Source organism: Rhizobium pantanalense (assembly GCF_030182525.1).
Lineage (GTDB): Bacteria > Pseudomonadota > Alphaproteobacteria > Rhizobiales > Rhizobiaceae > Rhizobium.
This window is the reverse complement of sequence record NZ_JAQJCH010000004.1, coordinates 226,891-245,463: the sequence shown is the minus strand read 5'-3', so window position 1 is coordinate 245,463 and position 18,573 is coordinate 226,891. Positions and strand designations below refer to the sequence as shown.

Genomic DNA, 18,573 nt, shown 5'->3' with positions numbered 1-18,573 from the left:
CCATTCAGTGCTGCCGCCACCGCCGATCAAGGAAGGAGGCATCCAGGATGCAGACGATCACAGCGCAGGATGAGGTGCAGGGCAGCATACCCGTCATCGATATTGCACCGTTCATCGCAGGCGCGGAAGCCGGCCGGAAGGTCGTCACTGCCATCGAGGATGCCTGCCGCCGAACCGGCTTCTTCCTCGTTACGGGGCACGGCGTCAGGGCTGATGTAACAACCCGTCTCTATAACCTCGCTCGCGATTTCTTCGATGAGCCGCAGGAGTGGAAGATCGGGCAGGGAAGAGGTACCTCGATAGAGGGTGGCGTTGCCTTTTCGCCGATCGCCGACGAGGCGCTTGCGGCGACGCTCGGCATCAAGACGCCGGGCGATTACAAGGAAAGCTTGAACTTTGGCCCGCGCCTGCCCGGCGATCTGTGGCCAACAAGGCCGGAAGGGCTGGAACAGGCCTTTGCGGACTATTTCAGAGAGATGGAAAAGCTTGCGGGCCATTTGCGCCGGGCATTCTGTGAGGCGATAGGCCTTGCCCCGGACTATTTCGAGCCGGCGTTTGAAAACCACCTCTCGGCGCTACGGGTGATCAATTATCCTGAGCAGAGGGAGAGCCCGCTTCCGGGGCAACTCCGCGCCGGCGTTCACACCGATTACGGCTTCATGACCATCCTGCGGTCGGAAGCCTCTCCGGGTGGACTGCAGGTGAAAAACCGGGCGGGTGACTGGCTGGATGCGCCGAATGTCGAAGGCGCCTATGTCATCAATATCGGTGATGCCTTCATGCGCTGGTCCAACGATGAATGGCTGTCCACACCGCATAGGGTCGCCAATCCTCCCGGTGCTTTCAAGGGGACGACGCGTCGCCAGTCCATCCCGTTCTTCCTCAATCCGTCCAGGGACACCGTGATTGAATGCCTCGCGCCCTTTGCGGCCAAGGGGACCGCCAAATACGAGCCGATCACCTACGGCGACTACATTTCACTGAAGACCAGCCAGGCCTTCGGCAAAATCTGACGGCAAGAAGCGGAATACCGCCTGCCCCGCAATGCATGACCAAGTCAGAACCAGTTTGAGGGAACGTCGATGATGAACATGAACAGGCGGCAGGTTCTTGCCGGAATGGGTGGAGTGACAGCGGCGGCCATGGTTGGCCTGCCGGCATGGGCGCAATCCAAGACACTTGTCGTGCCGACGCTCGGCGGCGCATGGGAGCAGTTCTGGCGCCAGACGCTGGCACCGGCCTTCACTCAGAAAAGCGGCGCCCAGGTGACGTTGGATGCGGGTAACGGGCGTGTCTGGAGCGCCAACCTGCGGGCGGCAGGGCCGCAGAAGCCACCGTATTCGATCTTGATGACCAATGAGGCATTCGCATCGAGTCTGCGCAAGGAAGGCTTCTTCGAAAAGCTCGATCTGGCGAAATTGCCAAACTATGCGGATCTCTATCCGCTTGCCAAGAAGACCGACGGCTGGGGTGCCGTGGCCATGGTGTCGCCGATCGGCCTGGCCTATCGCACGGACATGGTCCAGACGCCGCCGAAAGCCTGGAAGGATCTATGGGACAACCCCGAGTTCAAGGGGCGCATCGGCCTCTACAATTTTGCCAATACTGCCGGTAAGATGGAACTGATGCTGGCATCCAAGATCTTCGGCAAGGATCAATATGATGCAGATGCCGGCTTCAAGGCGCTGGAAAAGCTTGGCCCAGTCATCCAGGCCGATTTCAACCTTTCCACCGGCATCGCATCCGGCGAATTCGTCGTCGCTCCCTTCGATTTCGGCGAGGTGGCGCGTCTGCGCGGCCAAGGCCTTCCCATTGACGTCATCGTGCCGGAAGAGGGGCTTTTGATGTTCGATCAGACCCTCAACATTCTCGCAAACGGCCCCGAGAAGGATCTGGCCTACCAGTACGCCAACTTCCTTCTGTCACCTGACGGCCAGTTGCCGCTGATGAAGCAGTTCTTCGTCTCGCCAACCAATGCCAAGATTGTCGTCCCTGACGATCTGAAGAAGGACGTGCCCATTTCCGGGGAAGTGATGGACAAGATCCTCACCTGGGATTGGGACTTCATGAACGAGAAGCAGGCAGGCTTTGCCGAGACCTGGGCCAAGATCATGAAATGATCTCTGTCTTCTTCATGAGGCAACAAAGGATCGCCTTGTTCGGGCGATCCAGCATTCTCCCCTGACGCAGTGAGATTTGCGGTACGCCGCACAGACAATCCGGAAGATCGATCATGACCGAGGTGAGCATCGAAGGGCTGACCAAGCATTACGGAGCCTCGCGCGCCGTCAACGGTATTTCCGTCAAGATAAGGCAGGGCGAGTTCATCTCCCTGCTCGGGCCATCGGGGTGCGGTAAGACGACGACGCTGAAGATGATTGCCGGTTTCGAGGATGTCACATCCGGCGCCATTCGCTTCGACGGGCAGGATGTCTCGCATGTGCCGGCGGAAAAGCGCGATATCGGCATGGTATTCCAGAACTATGCGCTCTTCCCGCATATGACCGTGGCGCAAAACCTCGCCTTCGGGCTGGAAATGCGCAGGATTTCGCGGCCCGAAATCGAGATCCGCGCCGCCAAGGTTCTGGATATGGTGCAGCTATCCGGATATGCCGACCGCTATCCGCGCCAATTGTCCGGCGGGCAGCAGCAGCGCGTGGCGCTTGCCCGCGCGCTGGTCATCGAACCGCGTATCCTGTTGCTTGATGAGCCGCTTGCCAATCTCGATGCCAAGCTTCGGGACGAAATGCGGGTCTTCATACGCGACCTGCAGAAGCGCGTGGGCATCACCACCGTCTATGTGACCCATGATCAGGCCGAAGCAATGACGATGTCGGACCGGATCGTCGTGATGTTCGGCGGCCAGATTGCGCAGTATGGCGCCCCGTCAGATGTTTATGATCGACCGGCAAGCCTGGAAGTCGCGCAGTTCGTCGGGCAGGTGAATACATTGCCCGGCCGCCTGAAGAGGAATGATGACGGTACGTCGGTCGTCGAAACCGCGCTTGGAACGGCGAATCTCAAGGGTACCCTGCCGTCAAGCGACGGCTCCATCCCCGTATTGCTGCGGCCGGAGGCCATCGAACTTGCGGCTGCGGCGGATGGGGAGGCAGGCATCATCGCAACGGTTTCGCAGAGCTATTATTCCGGCAGTCTGATCGACTATCGGCTGGTGCTCGAAGGCGGCGAAACGCTGAGCGTTCAGACCTTTCCGCGAAGCCGCTTCCAGCCGGGTGATCGCGTGGCGGTAAAGGTCGACAGCGAGCGTTTCTGGGTGCCGGGAACGATCGCATGATGCGCCGCACCAGATCCGCCTATCCGCTTCTCCTGATCGCGCCCTCGGCATTGCTCCTCGGGCTATTTCTTGTTCTGCCCTATCTTAATATCGTTCTAATGAGCCTACGCAACCCGGCCAACGGCTCACCTTATGCGCCCGGATTTACGGTCGGCAATTACCTCAGGTTGACGACCGATACGTTCTACATGCAGCAGGTGGCGAACACGCTCTTGATCGGTCTGGTCACGACCCTTGCTTGCCTCATTCTCGGCTTTCCGGTTGCCTGGCAACTGTCGCGCGAGAAAATGCGGTTTCGCGGCCTTGCCTATGGGCTCGTGCTGTCGCCGCTTCTCGTCGGCATTGTCATCCGCAGTTACGGGTGGACGATCCTTCTTGGGAATAACGGCATCATCAACAAGACGCTGATGAATTTGGGCCTGATCGATCGCCCGGTCGGGCTGATGTACAACGCCCTCGGCATCGTTATTGCGCTCGTCCACGTCTTCCTGCCCTTCATGATCCTGCCGTTGATGAGCGCGCTGCAGGGGATCGACCCATCGTTGAAGTCGGCCGCACGCTCGCTTGGTGCGGGAAAGCTGACGGTCTTCAGGCGCGTAATCCTGCCGCTGGCTATGCCGGGTATCCAGGCGGGCTGCATTCTGGTGTTCGTGCTTTCATTGAGCGCCTATGTGACCCCCGCCTTGATCGGTGGCCTGAGGGTGAAGACGATGGCAGTCAGCGTCGTTGACGCGCTGATCGACACATTCCAATGGCCGTTCGGCTCCGCCATGGCGCTAACGCTTTCCCTCACCGGAGCGGTGATCGTCGTGATCTTCGCGCGGCTCACCCGCATGAAATGGAAGATGAGCTGATGTCCAAGCATATGTTGAATGGCTATTGCCTCATTATTTACGGCTTTCTCTTGCTGCCCATTCTCGTGGTCGTCGGTGCCTCCTTCAACGCGGGCGCATTTCTGACCTTTCCGCCCCAAGGACTCTCATTTCGATGGTATGTCGTCTTCTTCCATAACGATGTCTTCTGGCGTGCCATCCGAACCTCGCTTTGGGTCGCAGCCGTCTCGACCCTGATTTCCGGTGTGATCGGCACGATGGCTGCAATGTTCTACGTGCAGCATGCGGGGCGATGGAAGGAGAGTGTCCGGCTTGCGATGCTGTTGCCGCTGCTCTTGCCGGAAGTTCTGACAGCGATCTCGCTTCTGTTCTTTGTTTATGCGATCGGAATCGGCACGACGACAATGGCTGGCATGCTGATTGGGCATGTGCTCATGACGCTGCCCTTCGTCTTCATCAACGTGTCTGCGGCGATGGAAGCCTATGAACCGTCGTGGAGCCTTGCCGCCCGCAGTCTTGGTGCGGGACCATTCACGCGGTTCAGACGTATCATGCTGCCGTTGATCAAGCCCGGCGTGATCGGCGGCTGCCTGTTCGCGTTCATCATCTCCTTCGACCTCTTCACCATATCGTTCATGTTGAAGAATGTCGGAACGGCCACGCTTCCGATCCAGATATACGATTATCTCAGGACGAACTTTACTCCGGAGGCGGCGGCAGTATCGACATTGTCTATCGTGATGACGGTGGTCGTGGTCGTTGTTTCCGAAAAGCTGTTCGGCCTGCGAATACACCGTTTTTGAACGGTCCTTCGATCTTGCGAAATGGCGGTGGCGCGGGACCGACTTTATGTGGAATGAGAATGTACGCCTATCTCGAAGGCTTAGGTTTGGCGGATAGGTGCCGCGGGTTCTAATCTCCTCAAGAGCGGGTTGTTGAAAGTGGCGGTCTACTCCGTCGAGGGCGCATTATTACTGCGGTGGGGTGTATATGAAATCGCGCCTAGCCGAATTGCGTGCCTGATCTGCAATGATCGGTTTGACAAACTTTGCCAACATCGCATAACCTGCTCCTACTATGGAGGCTCGAATGGCGACGATGAATGTATCTCTTCCCGATCCGATGAAAGATTGGGTCGAGGCGCAAGCAAAGACTGGGCGATATTCGAATGCCAGTGATTATGTCCGCGACTTGATTCGCCGGGACCAAGCTCGCAGCGATAAGATTGCCGCCATGCAACGTTTTGTTGATGACGGTCTCAAAAGCGGCGTTGGTAGCCGGTCGAAGAATGAACTCTTTGCTGCGGCCGTCGAGCGCGGAGAAACAACGCGCGGCAACAGGTAATGCGTTTTAGCCTTTCAGTTGAAGCGGAAGAGGACATCATTGCGATCGCCGAACAAGGTATACGCATGTTCGGAACCGCCCAGGCTAGGCGTTACCACGATGACTTGTTCGCTGTGCTTGATCTGATGGCCGCTAACCCGCGAATGGCTCGTGAGCGAGAAGAGATTTCGCCGCCGGTCAGAATTCATCCCTTCAAAGCCCATCTTATTGTCTATCGGATTGAGGAGGACGGAGCAATTTTCGTGATCCGAATACGCCATGAACATGAGAATTGGGTGGGCGATTCCGTTTAGGCCTCGCTGAGCGGACGAATAAGCATCATTGTGTGAGAGAATTAAAGCGTGGCTGTGACGTGCAGCAGACTATCTGACATTCTCTGAATAGGCTTGTCCTATGGATCTAATTGCGCGGAGCGCAATTCTAATCCAATCAAGAGTAAACTGACGCCAAATCACGGCTCCTGCGTATTTGCTTCATAGTCTGGGTTGATTGCACTGTTACTCGAGATTGGCCGAATGCGCTCGATCTGAAAGGCACCGACCGCCGATGATCATTTTGGCAAAGTGACGCCTGAGATATCCTCGCAGATTGCGATGAAGCGGTCTTGAAGCGCAGGATCATGAGCCTGCGGGTTCGCGGTCCGACGCTTCAGATGATAGAAGTATTCTCCCGTGACATCCGTCTTCGGGTCGTCGCCCGCTGCCAGCCAGGCTTGAGTCAGATGAGCCTGCGCCATGTCATCAGGCGCGCCAGGGCCGCCCATTTTGGTCGGAACCCATCCAGGCTCCAATGAATTCGAGAACACGTCTCTCCAACGCCGCGCAATCGCGAACGCGAGCATTGCATCGTGCAGCTTGCTTTCGGCATAGGCCGCTGATCCGTTCCATCGGCGCTTTTTCCAGAGAATATCATCGAGATTGGCATCTGCATGATGGTGCATGCCGGACGACAGGTAGACCAGTCGCTTCGGTGGTTCGATGAGTGCGGTCAGGATGTAAGCCGATAGCGTGTTTATGGTGAAGACATGCGGCAGTCCATCGGAGGTGAGGCGATGAGCTTCGCGATAGCCGACGGCAGCATTGTGGATTACCGCATCGAAGCGGCCGAGCTTGTTGACTTCGGCGGCGACGTTCTTGGCGCCGGCGATGGTCTCGAGATCGCCGATCACGACCGTCTCCGCTTTCGGAAGGGCGTGGCGGGCGTCGCTGGCGCGAGCCGGGTTGCGCGCATGGAGCACGACCTGGTGGCCTTGTTCGGCTAGATGTTCAGCCGCCATAAGGCCGAGACCTGTGGACGAGCCGGAAATGAAGATGCGGCACATGAGAATCTCCTTTGGGGCCGGTAAGTAAGTCTCACAGGCAATGTGGAACAAAGCTCAGGATTGTGAAGAGCGGGCTGTCTGGACAAGCGCGGCACCGGCAACCGCGCAGGCGGCGCCAAAGAGATAGACGGCTGCATATCCGAACTGTCCGGCGATGGTGCCTGCAATCGGACCGGAAATGCCGTAGGCGATATCGAGAAAAGCGACGAAGGCGCCCATGGCGCTGCCGCGATTGGCGGCAGGCACTCGCTTCAGCGTTTCGACGCCGAGAGCGGGAAAAATCAGCGCGCAACCGAGCCCGGTGACCAGGGCACCGGCAAGCGCCATCCATGCATTAGGCGCCACCCAGATCAGCGCCTGGCCGGCTGCCTCCATCACCGACGACCAGAATGCGATGCGATAGCCGCTCATTCTGTCGGGCAACGAACCGAAGACGATGCGCACGAAGATGAAGCCGATGCCGAAGGCAGTCATGACCAAACCGGCACTGTCCCAATGGTGGGCTGCGAAGTAGAGGGATGCAAAGGCGGTAAGACCCGACAGACCCACTCCTTGCAGCATCAGCCCAGCCCCTTCGCGCCAGATTTGGCCGATGACCTTGTAAAAGGGCAGACGCGGGCCTGCCGGGCTCGCATAAGAGGTCGTCCGAAATGCGATAGCGGCTGCGAGAAGTGGGGCAAGGATGCAGGCGATCATTGCGGTCTCCAGGCCATAAGACTGATACAGAGCCATGCCGACCGGCGCGCCGATGGCCAGTGCCGCGAACATGGCAATGCCGGTCCACGACATCGACATGCCTGCGCGCTGCGGTCCGACCGAGGCAATCGACCAGGAGACGCAACCGGTGACGAAGAGGCTCTCCCCAAGACCGGCAATCAGCCGGCCGACAACAAGAATTGCAAGGCTGACGTCTGACGGGAGAATGGGCATGGCCGCCGCCAGATAGAGCAGGCCCGCGGTCATACTGATCGCGGCACCTTGCAGGGCGGAACGCTTCCCGCCCTTGAGATCGGTCAAGCGTCCCGCATAGCCACGGCTGAGCACGGTGGCGAGGAATTGGATGCCAATCGCCAAGCCGACGACCAGATTGTTGAAGCCGAGCTTGTCGTGGATGAAGAGCGGGATAACCGGAAGCGGAAGTCCGACCGCGAGATAACCACAAAACAGCGCGGCGATGATCCCTGGGGCAGGGCGGGAAAGATATGCGGGAGCGGCCTTCGCTTCGGTCGCATCGTTGACGAGAGATGCTGACATGACAGCCTCCATTCTGAAAAGCTTGTGGGCTAGCAGCGCCGCCGAAAAGCGGCGGCACCGACTCAGGCTGCTTCTTCGGGGACGGGTGCGCCGAAGCGGCCGAGGCGATAGCCGCTCTTTTCCAGCAGGTGGTCGCGCGACGCGGTGATATCAGCTGACAGCTTGATGAGATCGGTGCCGACCAGCTTTCCGCCATACTTGCGGATCTTGCCGGCGACCATAACCGTATCGACATCCGAGCGCTCGACGGCTTGGACGATCGTGCCGGCAGTGTTGTTGACCGGCATGATGGCGACCCCGTTGGTGCGCACCATGATGATATCGGCCTGCTTGCCGGGCGCCAGCGAACCGACCTCTTTTTCAAGTCCGGCGGCGCCTGCACCGTTCACCGTCGCCGCCTCAAGGACGCGCTCGACGGTGATCGGGGCGGGTACATTATCTTCGCCGCGGAATTTGCGGTAACGCATGGCCGAGCGCTGCTGCAAGAACAGGGCGTGCATCTCGCCGAACATGTCGCTGCCGAAGGCGGTGTCGAGATCGATGCCGACAGCCGGCGTTAAGCCATGGTCGACAGCTTGCTGATAGGCGAAACTCTCGTCATCGAAGCCGAAAAGCGCATCGGAACGCGGATTGATGGTGATGTTCACGCCGGCATTGGCAAAGAGGCGCCACGTCTCCTGCGGAATGCGGGTGCAATGATTGAAGATGTTGTGTGGGCCGAGCACGCCCTCTTCGGCAAATTCCGGGCCGAGCTTGGCGAGATCGCCGATGAACTCGGTCAGAATACGCATATCAAGGCTGCGGGCGACCTTCCACCAATCGAGATTGAGTTGGCCGAACAGGCCGACACGCACAAGGCCATCGCCCCGGTTCCAGTTCTCTGCAAGCCGCTTTAGATCGCCCGGCAGGTGGGCGGCAGACGCCTTTTTGTCCATGGCGGCGCCGACCATATGCAAGGCGCGGATGCCGCTGCCGTCGAGGGCGTCGAGCGCGGCGTCCGTATGTTCCGGACTGCGGGAGGAATGACAGGCATCGATGACGGTCGTAATGCCGGCGTCGAGGCAGGCGAGCGCCGTGAGCCGGGTGGCGAGATACATGTCGAGCGGGCGATAATGGCAGCCCAGCGTTTCGGCAACCACATCGATATAGGCAAAGAGGTCGTGCACATCCGGCATCATGCGGCGCATGGCGCCAAGCCACATATGATGATGGGCGTCGATCAGACCCGGCATGACGATGGTGTCAGAGGCGTCTATAACGGTTGCATCAGTGACGGCGAGGTTCGGTCCGATGGCCGCTATCCTGTCGCCTTCCACGAGCAGGTCGCCGCTGGCAAGATTGCCGACCGTTCTGTCCATTGCCAGGATGGTGCCGCCTTTGAAGAGCGTGCGGGGAGGGCTGAGATCGCTCATGACTGGGTCCTTTCAGGTTTAAAAGCGCAGGACCGTTATCTCTCTGGAACGCTCTTGAATTAAGTGCGCTTATGTCAGATGGTTCCTGATCAAAAGTCAGGAGTTGATGCATGTCGTTCGATGGACGGATTCTTTCGGGCGTGAGCGTGCTTGCGGCCGTCGTTGAAGGCGGGAGCTTCGTCAAAGGCGCTGAACTGATCGGCATCACCGATTCCGGTGTAAGCCGGGCCATTGGCCGTCTCGAGGCGCGCCTCGGTGTGCGCCTGCTCGATCGAACGACGCGCTCGGTGACGCTAACCGACGAGGGCCGGCGCTTCTATGAGGAGGTGAAGCCGCACTTGAATGCGATCGAGGACGCTGCCGTGGTCGTGTCCGGCTCGGCGTCGGCGGTGCGTGGCCGCTTGAAAGTGGATATCGACCCATTCTTTCTGCCCCTCGTGCTCGCAGGCCGGCTTGGTGGATTCTGCGAACGCTATCCCGATCTGTCCATCGAGTTCGTGACCAGGGAGCATGTCGGCGATCTTGTTGCAGAGGGGATCGATCTTGCAATTCGGTTCGGCCAGCCGCGCTTTGCCAGCCTGGTCGCACGAAAACTGATAGAAGCACCAATTCTGACCGTGGCGTCACCTCGCTATCTGGAGCGCCATGGCCGTCCGGCGCATCCTCGCGACCTCACCGCTCATCGCTGTCTGCAGTTTGTCGATCCCTACACCGGGAAGCCGTTCGAATGGGAATTCATCCGGGAAGACGAGACCATCGATGTTCCGACGAGCGGACCGTTGACGTTCACTGATCCGAAGACAATGCTCGACGAATGCCTCGCCGGAACCGGTATTGCGCAGGTGATCGGTTGGGGCATCGGGCAGGCATTGGCGAGAGGGTCGCTGATCGACCTCTTTCCCGACTGGCATGGTGAGCGCTTCCCGCTCTTTGCTTTCCATCCATCGCGCAAGCATCCGCCAGCAAAGGTGCGGGCATTTGTCGACTTCTGCGCCGAGATTACTACCGACCTTGAGCGTTAGGGTGATCATAACCTCGACATCGCCAAGCGGGTCCAGATGTGATTGAATCGCATATTAACGGAGTCCCGAGCGGTACCGAAGGGTGATCTGCGGATCATATCGTCGAACCGTAGGTATTGCTGAAAAATCGACGGTTCGAACATCCCATTCATACAACTCGCGTTTACAAGCTGACATTCCATCCCTCGACCTCGGTCATTCCATCCAAACGTACCCCCGCGTCATAGCCTTCCGCGACAATGTCGAATTCCTCGTCCGTGACGGTCACGTCGATCTGAATGGCGGGAAATGTATCCGCGAAACGCGCCAGAAGCGGCCCGGAGATGAACTGCTCGGCGATGGATGACACCGCCAGCCTCAACAGGCCGCTTGGTGCGCCGTCGCGTCGAGCGTCAGTCCAACTTCGGAAATCGCCGGCGCCACCCGATGATACAGTTGTTCGTCGGCCTCCGTGAAACTGACACTGCGCGTCGTGCGCCGCACGAGCGCGACGCCCAGCCGATCTTCGAGACGGCGGATGGTCTGGCTGACCGCTGGCCGAGTGACGCCTAGATTCTCCGCGGCAACGCGAAAGCTCCGCGCTTCGGCAACCGCCAGGAAAACGGAAATGCCATTCAGATCGATCGCCATTGGTTAGATAGATTTACCAGAGTGGTCATCATTGGGCAAATTGTCCGATCTCATCGAGACGCCTACCTTAGATCATACGAGCTAGGACACGAGTCCTGTCAACGGTGCGCGCAGCTTCAGTGCCAGTCGATGAGTCTCGTCAAGCTCTCAGCAGCCAGGAAAGGACTGTACCATGACCATTCTTACTATACGCCAGTGGGTTCCCGGCGCGAGCCGTATAGCTCTGATCACATTGGCGTTGCTGTCGCTCGCCCTGCCGAGCACAGCCATTGCAAACGCCACGGCAACGCAGGTGCCGGCCGCGGACAGTGCGGCTATCGAGCTACGGAACAGGGCGATCGTCGAAGCCGCCTTCGAAAAGTGGCGTCGAGGCACCTATGTCTTCGGGGAACTTCTCGCTCCCGACGTCGTCTGGACGATCCATGGTTCCGGGCCGGTCGCCGGCACCTATCGCAACCAGAAGGACTTCATCGAGAAGGCCTCCCGTCCTCTGACCAGCCGACTCGCGACCCCGATCGCGCCGGAGGTGCACGACATCTTTGCCGACGGCGACACAATCATCATCCGCTTCGACGGAACGGCAACCACGACGTCGGGTGCACCTTATCGCAACCAGTTCGTCTGGATACTCAAGATGAAGGACGGTCTCGTCATCAATGCGGAAGCCTTCCTCGACCTCGTCGCCTATCAGCAGGTTGTCGACAACAACGCCCCGCGTTCGCAATAACCGACGCCTGCGGTTCGGCAGACCTGAGCGTCCGGCCGATAGCCGCGCATCCGTGCGCCATCGCTTCCAAACCGAGAACAGCAACGCTTAATGGATGGAGCAGGACCATGCGACAGGCACTTGCAGCACTCGTCACCGCTACCCTTTTATTTCAGTCCGCAGAAGCACAGGAGACCAATTTGCAACCGAACCATCCATACGCTGGCATGTGGGTCACCGATGATAATCGTGTCCGGCATGAGCTTCTGCCGAACGGGCGCTATGTCGAGGCCCGCGGCCAGCGCGAGCGAGCTTATGAGGGCCGTTACGAAGTCGACGGGACGCATATCGAGTACTGGGACGACACAGGCTTCACTGCCGACGGCGATTTCGTCGATGCCAACACATTGCACCATGGCGGCATGATCTTGCGGCGCAAGCCGGCGACACCGTGAACACCGGGCGAGCCCGCGATGCGAAACGGGTCTGGGTGCCGCAGGTCTTCCTCAATCTACCTGGTGGGGCGGACGCCATTCGCCGTCGCCTTGTCATCGTTGCCTGTCCACCTTCCTGAGGAGGTCGATGAAGGCCCTTAGTGGTGACGGAATGTGTCGGCTGCGTGGATAATAGAGCGCCAGGCCCGGCGTCGGCGGGCACCATTCATCAAGTACAGTGCGTAACTGGCCGGACGCCAGGAACGGCCGCGCGAAATGGTCGGGCACATAGGCGATACCGCGTCCGTCCACCGCCGCTTGCACGAGAAGATCACTATCATCGAGGGTGAGATTACCCGGCACGTCAATCGCGACTTCGGCGCCGCGTCTGGAAAACTCCCAGCGATAGCGCTTTCCGCTCGGCAGGCGCTGGCGGATACAGCAATGCCCGTGAAGATCGTCGGGCGTATGTGGCGTTGCTCTGCCGTCGAGATAGGAGGGTGCCGCCACGGCGATGAAACGCACGTCGCCGCCGAAATTTACCGCGACCATGTCTTTCGGGACGGTTTCCAGCAGACGTACTCCCGCGTCGAAGCCCTGTTCCACGATATCGATGAGCCGGCCTTCCGATACCAGATCAAGCTCGACATCGGGATAGAGATCCAAGAAGCGCGGCACCACGTCTGCGAGCAGGATGCGGGCACCGCTCTTGTTCGCATTAATCCTAAGTGTGCCGCTTGGGGTTCCGCGCTCCTCCGAGAGAGTATCGAGTGCTTGATCGAGATCCTGCAGAACCGGGTCGAGGCGCGCCAGCAGGTGTGCGCCGGCATGCGTCAGCGAGACGCTGCGTGTCGTCCGGTTGAAAAGGCGGACATCCAGTTTTGCTTCCAATCCGATGATCGTGTGACTGAGGGCGGAGCGCGAGACACCCATGATGTCGGCGGCTCTGCGGAAGCTCTGGTGATTGGCCACCGCGGCAAAGGCGGCAAGATCGTTCAGACTAGGGCGTACCATTCGTGAATTATCCTCACCACGTCATCTCAAATTGAAGATCTTATAGCACCAATCCTGCACATCTACATTCGCAGATAAACAATGAGGGAAATTACATGACAAAGACATGGTTCATCACTGGCGCTTCCTCCGGGCTCGGTCTGGAGATGACGCAGCAGTTACTCGCCCAGGGGCACAAGGTGATTGCAACGGTCCGCCGCCCAGGAACGCTGACGCAACTTGAGCAAGAATATCGCAAGCGCCTGGATACCGTTCAGCTTGATCTGGTCGAGCCGGAGAGCATTGTCTCGGCCGTCGAAGCAGCCTTTAAGCGGCATGGCCGAATAGACGTAATCGTCAGCAACGCGGGCTACGGCCTGTTCGGTGCTGCGGAGGAGCTGACGAATGAAGATATCGACCGGCAGATCGCCACCAATCTTACCGGATCCATCCATCTGATCCGCGCCGCACTGCCTTATCTTCGGTTGCAGGGCGGCGGACGTATCGTTCAGGTCTCCTCCGAAGGGGGCCAAATCGCGTATCCCGGATTCAGTCTCTATCACGCGACCAAATGGGGCATCGAGGGCTTCGTCGAAGCCGTGGCGCAGGAGGTGGCTCCATTCGGCATCGACTTCATCATCGCCGAGCCGGGACCGACCGGCACGAACTTCGGCGCCAATCTCGTCCACGCGACGCCGATGGATGCTTACGAGAAAACCCCCGCAGGCGCAGTTCGCCGGGCGATCAGCGATGGGAGCTTCGAGATCAAGGGGGACGCGGCGCGCACCGTGGCCGCAATCATATCAGCCGCCGAGAGCGAGACGCCGCCATTGCGACTGGCGCTGGGCAGCACGGCCTATTCCTCCATCTCGCAGGCGCTTTCCGCGCGCCTGTCCGCCCTTGAGGCACAGCGAGAGGTGGCGGAGTCCGCCGATAGACAGGATCTGTGAACCGCAGCGGTCCGGACTCAAGGACCTCGAGAACAGGAAAGAAGATAACATGTCCATTCGACCAGCTATATTGGCTCTCGCCTTCAGTGTCTCGTCTTCTGCTTTCGCGCAGGCAGCCGCTGAAAACCAGGTTGTAGGCACTTGGCGCATGGTATCGGCCACCATCGATCCCGGCGGCAAAAATATCGCTGCCTATGGAGAAAAGCCCAACGGCCTCCTTGTCTTCACTCCCGACATGCACTTCGTGGAAGTTCTGACCGATGCCGACGTCCCGCGGTTTGCTTCCGATGCTCGCGGCGAGGGGACGGACGATGAAAACCGCATGGCTATGTCACGCAGCATCGGGTTCTTCGGCTCCTACACCGTCGATGAGAAGGGCGAATTCAGCGGAAACCGCGTCGAGGGATCGACGTTTCCGAATTGGATCGGCAGCGTGCGAACACGTGATGATCTTACGCTGGTCGTGCAGGGTGACCGCATGACGGAACGGTTCCGGAGACCGGAAGGTACTGAAATCCGGATCGAGTGGCAGCGCGTCAAATGAGGCACCGGAGGCCAGCCTTCTGAGGTCCGGCCCCGCTGATGGTCCGTCCTTCGGACATGACCAAAGCGAAACTGAGCTGTCCCAAAGCAAGAAGGCCGTGTTCTTCAATCCTTGATTCCATGTTCAGGGCAGGGGCTGCCGTAACCGCACGGTTTCTTTCAACGCTTCAACTCATGATACGCGCAGCTTTCACAGCCGGAGGGAATGACCCCTTCGGCTGGTTCATGCGTTATCGCAGTCCGATCCTTGACGGTTCCGCGCTAAGTGCGTTCTCAAACAACGCTTTTCCTGGGCCGGAAAGCCACTGTTCCAATCTCAACATGGGTCCGAACTCACTCTCGAGGGCCGCGATGTCTGCGATCCCGGCGACCACGCCGTTATCAACGAGCGCAGTAAGCCGTTTCAAAAAATCGTTCTCGCTCAGCAACTCCTCGGAAAACCGCTGGTAGCGAATATGACGTCCTGCGGCATGCGAGAAGGCGTCTTGCAGATCCTTTCCTGTGATGTCTTGTCCAGATAGCTCGATGACCCGGCCGGCATAGAGATCAGGTTGGCAAAGTGTCCGCGCGTTGATGCGACCAAGGTCATGGAGCGCTATCATCTGCATCGACTGATCCGGCCGCATGAAATATGTAAAAACGCCGGTGTTCAAACCCATTCCCGGGAGCATCATCATCTCCATGAAGCTAGCGGGGCGGGTGATTGTCGTGGCGATAGGCAAGCTTCGGACGTAGTCCTCGATGCGAGACTTGCTGTCGAAATGACCCATACCGGTGTGGCCCTTGCCCGCAGCTCCGGTTGAGGAGTAGACAAGATGAGCAACGCCATTGGACACCGCGCTATCAGCGACAGACTTGCCCTGCTCCACTTCCTGTTCATCGGTAAGCAATCCCGAGGGGGAGCTCGTCTGCACGCTAAACACGCCGCGGATTCCTTCCATCGCATGGTCGATCGATACGCGGTCGAACAAGTCACCCACCGCCAGACTGACACCGTCTGCGGCAAGTGACTTTGCCTTTTCGCTATAAGGGTCGCGTACGAAGGCGCGAACTCCGCGGCCTGCCTCAAGCAGCGCCCGTGTTACTGCACCTCCCTGCTGGCCTGTGGCTCCAAACACCAGAAACTCCGGCGCATTTGACATGTTAGTTCTCCTTGGTAACTTATCCAGTTACCATGTGGAACAATCGGAAAATCCGCGCAAGACGGCACAATTTTGGTCCTCGGGCACACGAAGATAACCAATGAAAGTGAATGCAGGAGGCGTAATGCCACGCGAGATAAACGGCCGGCCAGTAATCGAAACGCCGCGAGGGCCGGTTCTGACCCCGTGCGCCCCGGGAAGCGTGCTGGCTCGTCTGGGAGACAAATGGACGATCCTTGTCGTCTCGATGCTATCGCTTTCCCCCGATGCACCGATGCGGTTCGGCGCCCTTCGACGCGGTATTCCCGATATCTCCCAGCGTATGCTGACGCTTACTCTTCGCAATCTTGAGAGGGATGGGCTGGTCGCGCGGCATTACTACACCGAACTGCCACCGCGCGTGGAATACGAGTTGACCGACCGCGGAAAATCGATGCTGAAGCCGCTCGCGGGATTTACCGACTGGATCCGTGACACATGGCAAGACATTGAAGCCTCGCGTAGAGAGTTCGATGCGGCCGAAGAACGCCGGATTTAGGAGAAGTTCCGATCTGCCTCTACGCAAGCTACTGCCAAAATCACCGCGGAACGAGGGCGTCCTTCGCCTTCCAGACGTAGCCTTTCATGAAATCCAGAAACGCACGCATGGCGGCGCTCGGGAGTCGGCGGCTGGGGTAGTATAAAAACCAGTGTGGCAAAGTCGGGCTCCAGTCGCAGAGAAGCTCCACCAGCCTGCCACGCTCGACATATGGTTTGGCGTAGTCATCGAAGACATGGGCTATTCCTCTGCCCGCCAGCGCAGCCTGAAGTTCATTGTGCGCGGAACTGACGGTCAGGCGGCCAGTTGGAGTAACCTCGATCTCTTCGCCTTTCTCGTCAAACCGCCAGGTCACGAGGGTGCCACCAGGGAAGCGGCGTTTGACACAGTCGTGATCAACAAGCTCGTGCGGCGTCTGCGGCTGTCCCCATCTCTTGATGTAGTCAGGTGAAGCAATGATTGCATAACGAAGTGCGGGTCCAAGCGGTAGCGCGATCATATCCTGCGCCAACTGCTTCCCGAACCTGACGCCCGCATCGAAACCCTGTTCCACGATATCGATGACGGCCGCATCGCTGACGATCTCGATCTTCACCTCGGGGTAAACATCCATGAAGTCGAACACGAGCGGGCAAAGAAAATGATCGACGGCCGGAGCTGGCGCGTTGATCCTGAGGGTTCCGGATGGGCTATCGCGCAATTCATCAACTTCTGCGATGGCGAGCCTGATGTCGCTCAACGCAGGTGCCAGACGTTCAAGAAGGCGCTGTCCAGCCTCCGTTGGAAACACGCTCCTCGTCGTTCGGTTAAGGAGCCGGATGCCCAAAGCCTCCTCCAGAGTATTCATTGTTTGGCTCAACGCCGATGAAGAGATCCCTCGCTCGAGTGCCGCCGCGCGGAAGCCCCCACAGCGCACGATGGCAACGAAAACGTCGAAGCTGTCAAGTCGGATAGGATCCATTGCGAAGTTTTTCTAATCAAGCTGATAAACTTATCGCAGGTTATCAGATCAATGGCGCCGTGTCATGATTGCCGAAACTAAAGCGCAGCCCTGAAACTAAAGCGCAGCCCTGTGGACCCCCCTCTTCGTCGGCGATGTCTGCGAGGAAAGGGACGAAGCGGTGCGCCCAGAAGAAGGAACGACAGATGAATACCTTCACCCTCAACAGACGCGATATCATTCTGTCCGCTGTCGCAGGCGCATCGAGCATGCTCATCCCAAGCCTGGGTGGCTCCAGCAGCGCCAACGCCCAGGCCGCGTCCCCAGTGACGGGCAATGCCGGTCACTACCGCTTCCGCGTCGGCGAAATCAGCGCGACTGTCTTGAGCGACGGCGTGATTGGTGGTCCGCCGCGCATCTATGCAAGCGACGCGCCGGAAGCCGAGCTTCAGGAGGTCCTGCGGCAGGCGTTTCTTCCGACCGATCACCTAACGCTCAACCTTAACACGCTGCTGATCGAGACCGGCGGCCGACGGATTCTGATCGAGGCCGGAGCCGGCAAGACGATGGGCCCGAATGGTGGCCGCATCTTCGATAACCTTGCGGCGATCGGTCTTAGTCCCGCAGACATCGACACGGTCGTGGTCTCCCATACCCACCCCGATCATGTCGGCAACTTGAGAACCTCTGACGGCGCCAAGGCCTTTCCGCGCGCCACTGTCTTCGTCCCGAAGGCCGACTGGGACTTCTTCGTCCGAACCGATCCGGATCTTTCCTACATGCCGGTCCCGGAGGAATCCCGACTGCGCTTTGCGGCGAACATCAAGAACAGCCTCGCGCCGTTCATGAACAATGTCGAGCTTTATGAAGCCGGCGCCGAGATCGTGCCGGGTTTGACGACGATTGTCGCATCCGGTCACACGCCGGGCATGGCGACCTTCCTTGTCCATTCCGGAAATGACCAGTTGCTGCTGACGGCAGACCTTGCCTATCACCCTGTTGTCAACGTCGACAGGCCCTGGCTTCCAGGCCCGGATCGGGACAAGGAAACAGCCCTTTCCTCGCGCCGGCGCATCTTCGACAGGGCGGCCGCCGAGCGCATGCCCGTGCTTGGATTCCACTATCCATTCCCCGGCCTTGGCCGGATGCTGAAGACCGATGGCGGCTACGCCTGGGTTCCCGCCAACTGGCAGTTCTGAAGTTCAAGGAACCAAGG

The 18,573-nt window shown here is 59.0% G+C and carries 20 protein-coding genes and 1 pseudogene; 14 read left to right on the top strand and 7 right to left on the bottom strand.

Going from position 1 to position 18,573, the window contains the following annotated elements:
* The first annotated feature begins 47 nt into the window (after nt 1-47).
* From PH558_RS12965 to PH558_RS12935, 7 genes are all read left to right on the top strand, one after another.
* Nucleotides 48-1,013: an isopenicillin N synthase family dioxygenase gene (locus PH558_RS12965; RefSeq protein ID WP_095433267.1), complete on the top strand. Its 966-nt coding sequence runs from the start codon at nt 48-50 to the stop codon at nt 1,011-1,013.
* 69 nt (nt 1,014-1,082) lie between these two features.
* Nucleotides 1,083-2,120, top strand: a complete 1,038-nt coding sequence (locus PH558_RS12960) for an ABC transporter substrate-binding protein (RefSeq protein ID WP_095433266.1) — start codon at nt 1,083-1,085, stop codon at nt 2,118-2,120.
* Between the two features lie 113 nt (nt 2,121-2,233).
* On the top strand, nt 2,234-3,295 hold the full coding sequence (locus PH558_RS12955) for an ABC transporter ATP-binding protein (protein ID WP_095433265.1): 1,062 nt from the start codon (nt 2,234-2,236) through the stop codon (nt 3,293-3,295).
* Nucleotides 3,292-4,149 carry an ABC transporter permease gene (locus PH558_RS12950; protein ID WP_285204753.1) on the top strand — a complete coding sequence of 286 codons (858 nt, stop codon included), beginning with the start codon at nt 3,292-3,294 and terminating at the stop codon, nt 4,147-4,149. The genes PH558_RS12955 and PH558_RS12950 overlap by 4 nt, the downstream gene beginning before the upstream one ends.
* Nucleotides 4,149-4,931, top strand: coding sequence for an ABC transporter permease (locus PH558_RS12945; RefSeq protein WP_285204752.1), 783 nt, complete (start codon nt 4,149-4,151; stop codon nt 4,929-4,931). The genes PH558_RS12950 and PH558_RS12945 overlap by 1 nt, the downstream gene beginning before the upstream one ends.
* 286 nt (nt 4,932-5,217) lie before the next feature.
* Complete coding sequence (locus PH558_RS12940) at nt 5,218-5,472, top strand: type II toxin-antitoxin system ParD family antitoxin (protein ID WP_095433262.1); 255 nt, start codon at nt 5,218-5,220, stop codon at nt 5,470-5,472.
* Nucleotides 5,472-5,765, top strand: a complete 294-nt coding sequence (locus PH558_RS12935) for a type II toxin-antitoxin system RelE/ParE family toxin (protein ID WP_285204750.1) — start codon at nt 5,472-5,474, stop codon at nt 5,763-5,765. The genes PH558_RS12940 and PH558_RS12935 overlap by 1 nt, the downstream gene beginning before the upstream one ends.
* Nucleotides 5,766-6,022: 257 nt before the next feature.
* On the opposite strand, the gene PH558_RS12930 is transcribed toward PH558_RS12935, so the two are convergent.
* The 3 genes from PH558_RS12930 to PH558_RS12920 form a co-directional block, all read right to left on the bottom strand.
* Complete coding sequence (locus tag PH558_RS12930; RefSeq protein WP_285204749.1) at nt 6,023-6,793, bottom strand: SDR family NAD(P)-dependent oxidoreductase; 771 nt, start codon at nt 6,791-6,793, stop codon at nt 6,023-6,025.
* A 54-nt stretch (nt 6,794-6,847) separates the two neighbouring features.
* Nucleotides 6,848-8,047 carry an arabinose transporter gene (locus tag PH558_RS12925; protein ID WP_285204748.1) on the bottom strand — a complete coding sequence of 400 codons (1,200 nt, stop codon included), beginning with the start codon at nt 8,045-8,047 and terminating at the stop codon, nt 6,848-6,850.
* A gap of 62 nt (nt 8,048-8,109) precedes the next feature.
* Nucleotides 8,110-9,459 (bottom strand): amidohydrolase family protein, encoded by a 1,350-nt coding sequence (locus PH558_RS12920; protein ID WP_285204745.1) that lies wholly within the window; start codon nt 9,457-9,459, stop codon nt 8,110-8,112.
* Between the two features lie 110 nt (nt 9,460-9,569).
* Here PH558_RS12920 and PH558_RS12915 point away from each other — a divergent pair, with 110 nt between their 5' ends.
* Nucleotides 9,570-10,481 (top strand): LysR family transcriptional regulator, encoded by a 912-nt coding sequence (locus tag PH558_RS12915; protein WP_095433257.1) that lies wholly within the window; start codon nt 9,570-9,572, stop codon nt 10,479-10,481.
* Between the two features lie 205 nt (nt 10,482-10,686).
* Here PH558_RS12915 and PH558_RS12910 read toward each other — a convergent pair.
* Nucleotides 10,687-11,111, bottom strand: a pseudogene (locus PH558_RS12910) (LysR family transcriptional regulator); the annotation flags it as partial.
* Between the two features lie 172 nt (nt 11,112-11,283).
* On the opposite strand from PH558_RS12910, the gene PH558_RS12905 reads away from it, so the two are divergent.
* Together PH558_RS12905 and PH558_RS12900 are read left to right on the top strand one after the other, a co-directional pair.
* The gene (locus PH558_RS12905; RefSeq protein ID WP_285204742.1) at nt 11,284-11,838 is read left to right on the top strand and encodes a nuclear transport factor 2 family protein; all 555 of its coding nucleotides are present in this window, start codon (nt 11,284-11,286) and stop codon (nt 11,836-11,838) included.
* Nucleotides 11,839-11,945: 107 nt separating this feature from the next.
* Nucleotides 11,946-12,272 (top strand): Atu4866 domain-containing protein, encoded by a 327-nt coding sequence (locus PH558_RS12900; protein WP_113410143.1) that lies wholly within the window; start codon nt 11,946-11,948, stop codon nt 12,270-12,272.
* A gap of 93 nt (nt 12,273-12,365) precedes the next feature.
* Here the strand turns inward: PH558_RS12900 and PH558_RS12895 are convergent, their stop codons facing one another.
* On the bottom strand, nt 12,366-13,265 hold the full coding sequence (locus tag PH558_RS12895; RefSeq protein WP_095433254.1) for a LysR family transcriptional regulator: 900 nt from the start codon (nt 13,263-13,265) through the stop codon (nt 12,366-12,368).
* Between the two features lie 95 nt (nt 13,266-13,360).
* On the opposite strand from PH558_RS12895, the gene PH558_RS12890 reads away from it, so the two are divergent.
* Both PH558_RS12890 and PH558_RS12885 read left to right on the top strand, forming a co-directional pair.
* Nucleotides 13,361-14,194, top strand: coding sequence for an SDR family oxidoreductase (locus PH558_RS12890; protein WP_285204736.1), 834 nt, complete (start codon nt 13,361-13,363; stop codon nt 14,192-14,194).
* Nucleotides 14,195-14,243: 49 nt separating this feature from the next.
* Nucleotides 14,244-14,738, top strand: coding sequence for a lipocalin-like domain-containing protein (locus PH558_RS12885; protein WP_285204735.1), 495 nt, complete (start codon nt 14,244-14,246; stop codon nt 14,736-14,738).
* Nucleotides 14,739-14,967: 229 nt separating this feature from the next.
* Here PH558_RS12885 and PH558_RS12880 read toward each other — a convergent pair whose 3' ends face one another.
* Nucleotides 14,968-15,879 carry an NmrA/HSCARG family protein gene (locus PH558_RS12880; protein WP_285204734.1) on the bottom strand — a complete coding sequence of 304 codons (912 nt, stop codon included), beginning with the start codon at nt 15,877-15,879 and terminating at the stop codon, nt 14,968-14,970.
* Between the two features lie 124 nt (nt 15,880-16,003).
* On the opposite strand from PH558_RS12880, the gene PH558_RS12875 reads away from it, so the two are divergent.
* Nucleotides 16,004-16,417, top strand: coding sequence for a winged helix-turn-helix transcriptional regulator (locus PH558_RS12875; RefSeq protein ID WP_285204732.1), 414 nt, complete (start codon nt 16,004-16,006; stop codon nt 16,415-16,417).
* Nucleotides 16,418-16,457: 40 nt separating this feature from the next.
* Here the strand turns inward: PH558_RS12875 and PH558_RS12870 are convergent, their stop codons facing one another.
* Complete coding sequence (locus PH558_RS12870) at nt 16,458-17,378, bottom strand: LysR family transcriptional regulator (RefSeq protein WP_285204731.1); 921 nt, start codon at nt 17,376-17,378, stop codon at nt 16,458-16,460.
* 185 nt (nt 17,379-17,563) lie between these two features.
* Here PH558_RS12870 and PH558_RS12865 point away from each other — a divergent pair, with 185 nt between their 5' ends.
* Nucleotides 17,564-18,556 (top strand): MBL fold metallo-hydrolase, encoded by a 993-nt coding sequence (locus tag PH558_RS12865; RefSeq protein ID WP_285204729.1) that lies wholly within the window; start codon nt 17,564-17,566, stop codon nt 18,554-18,556.
* Nucleotides 18,557-18,573 lie beyond the last annotated feature (17 nt).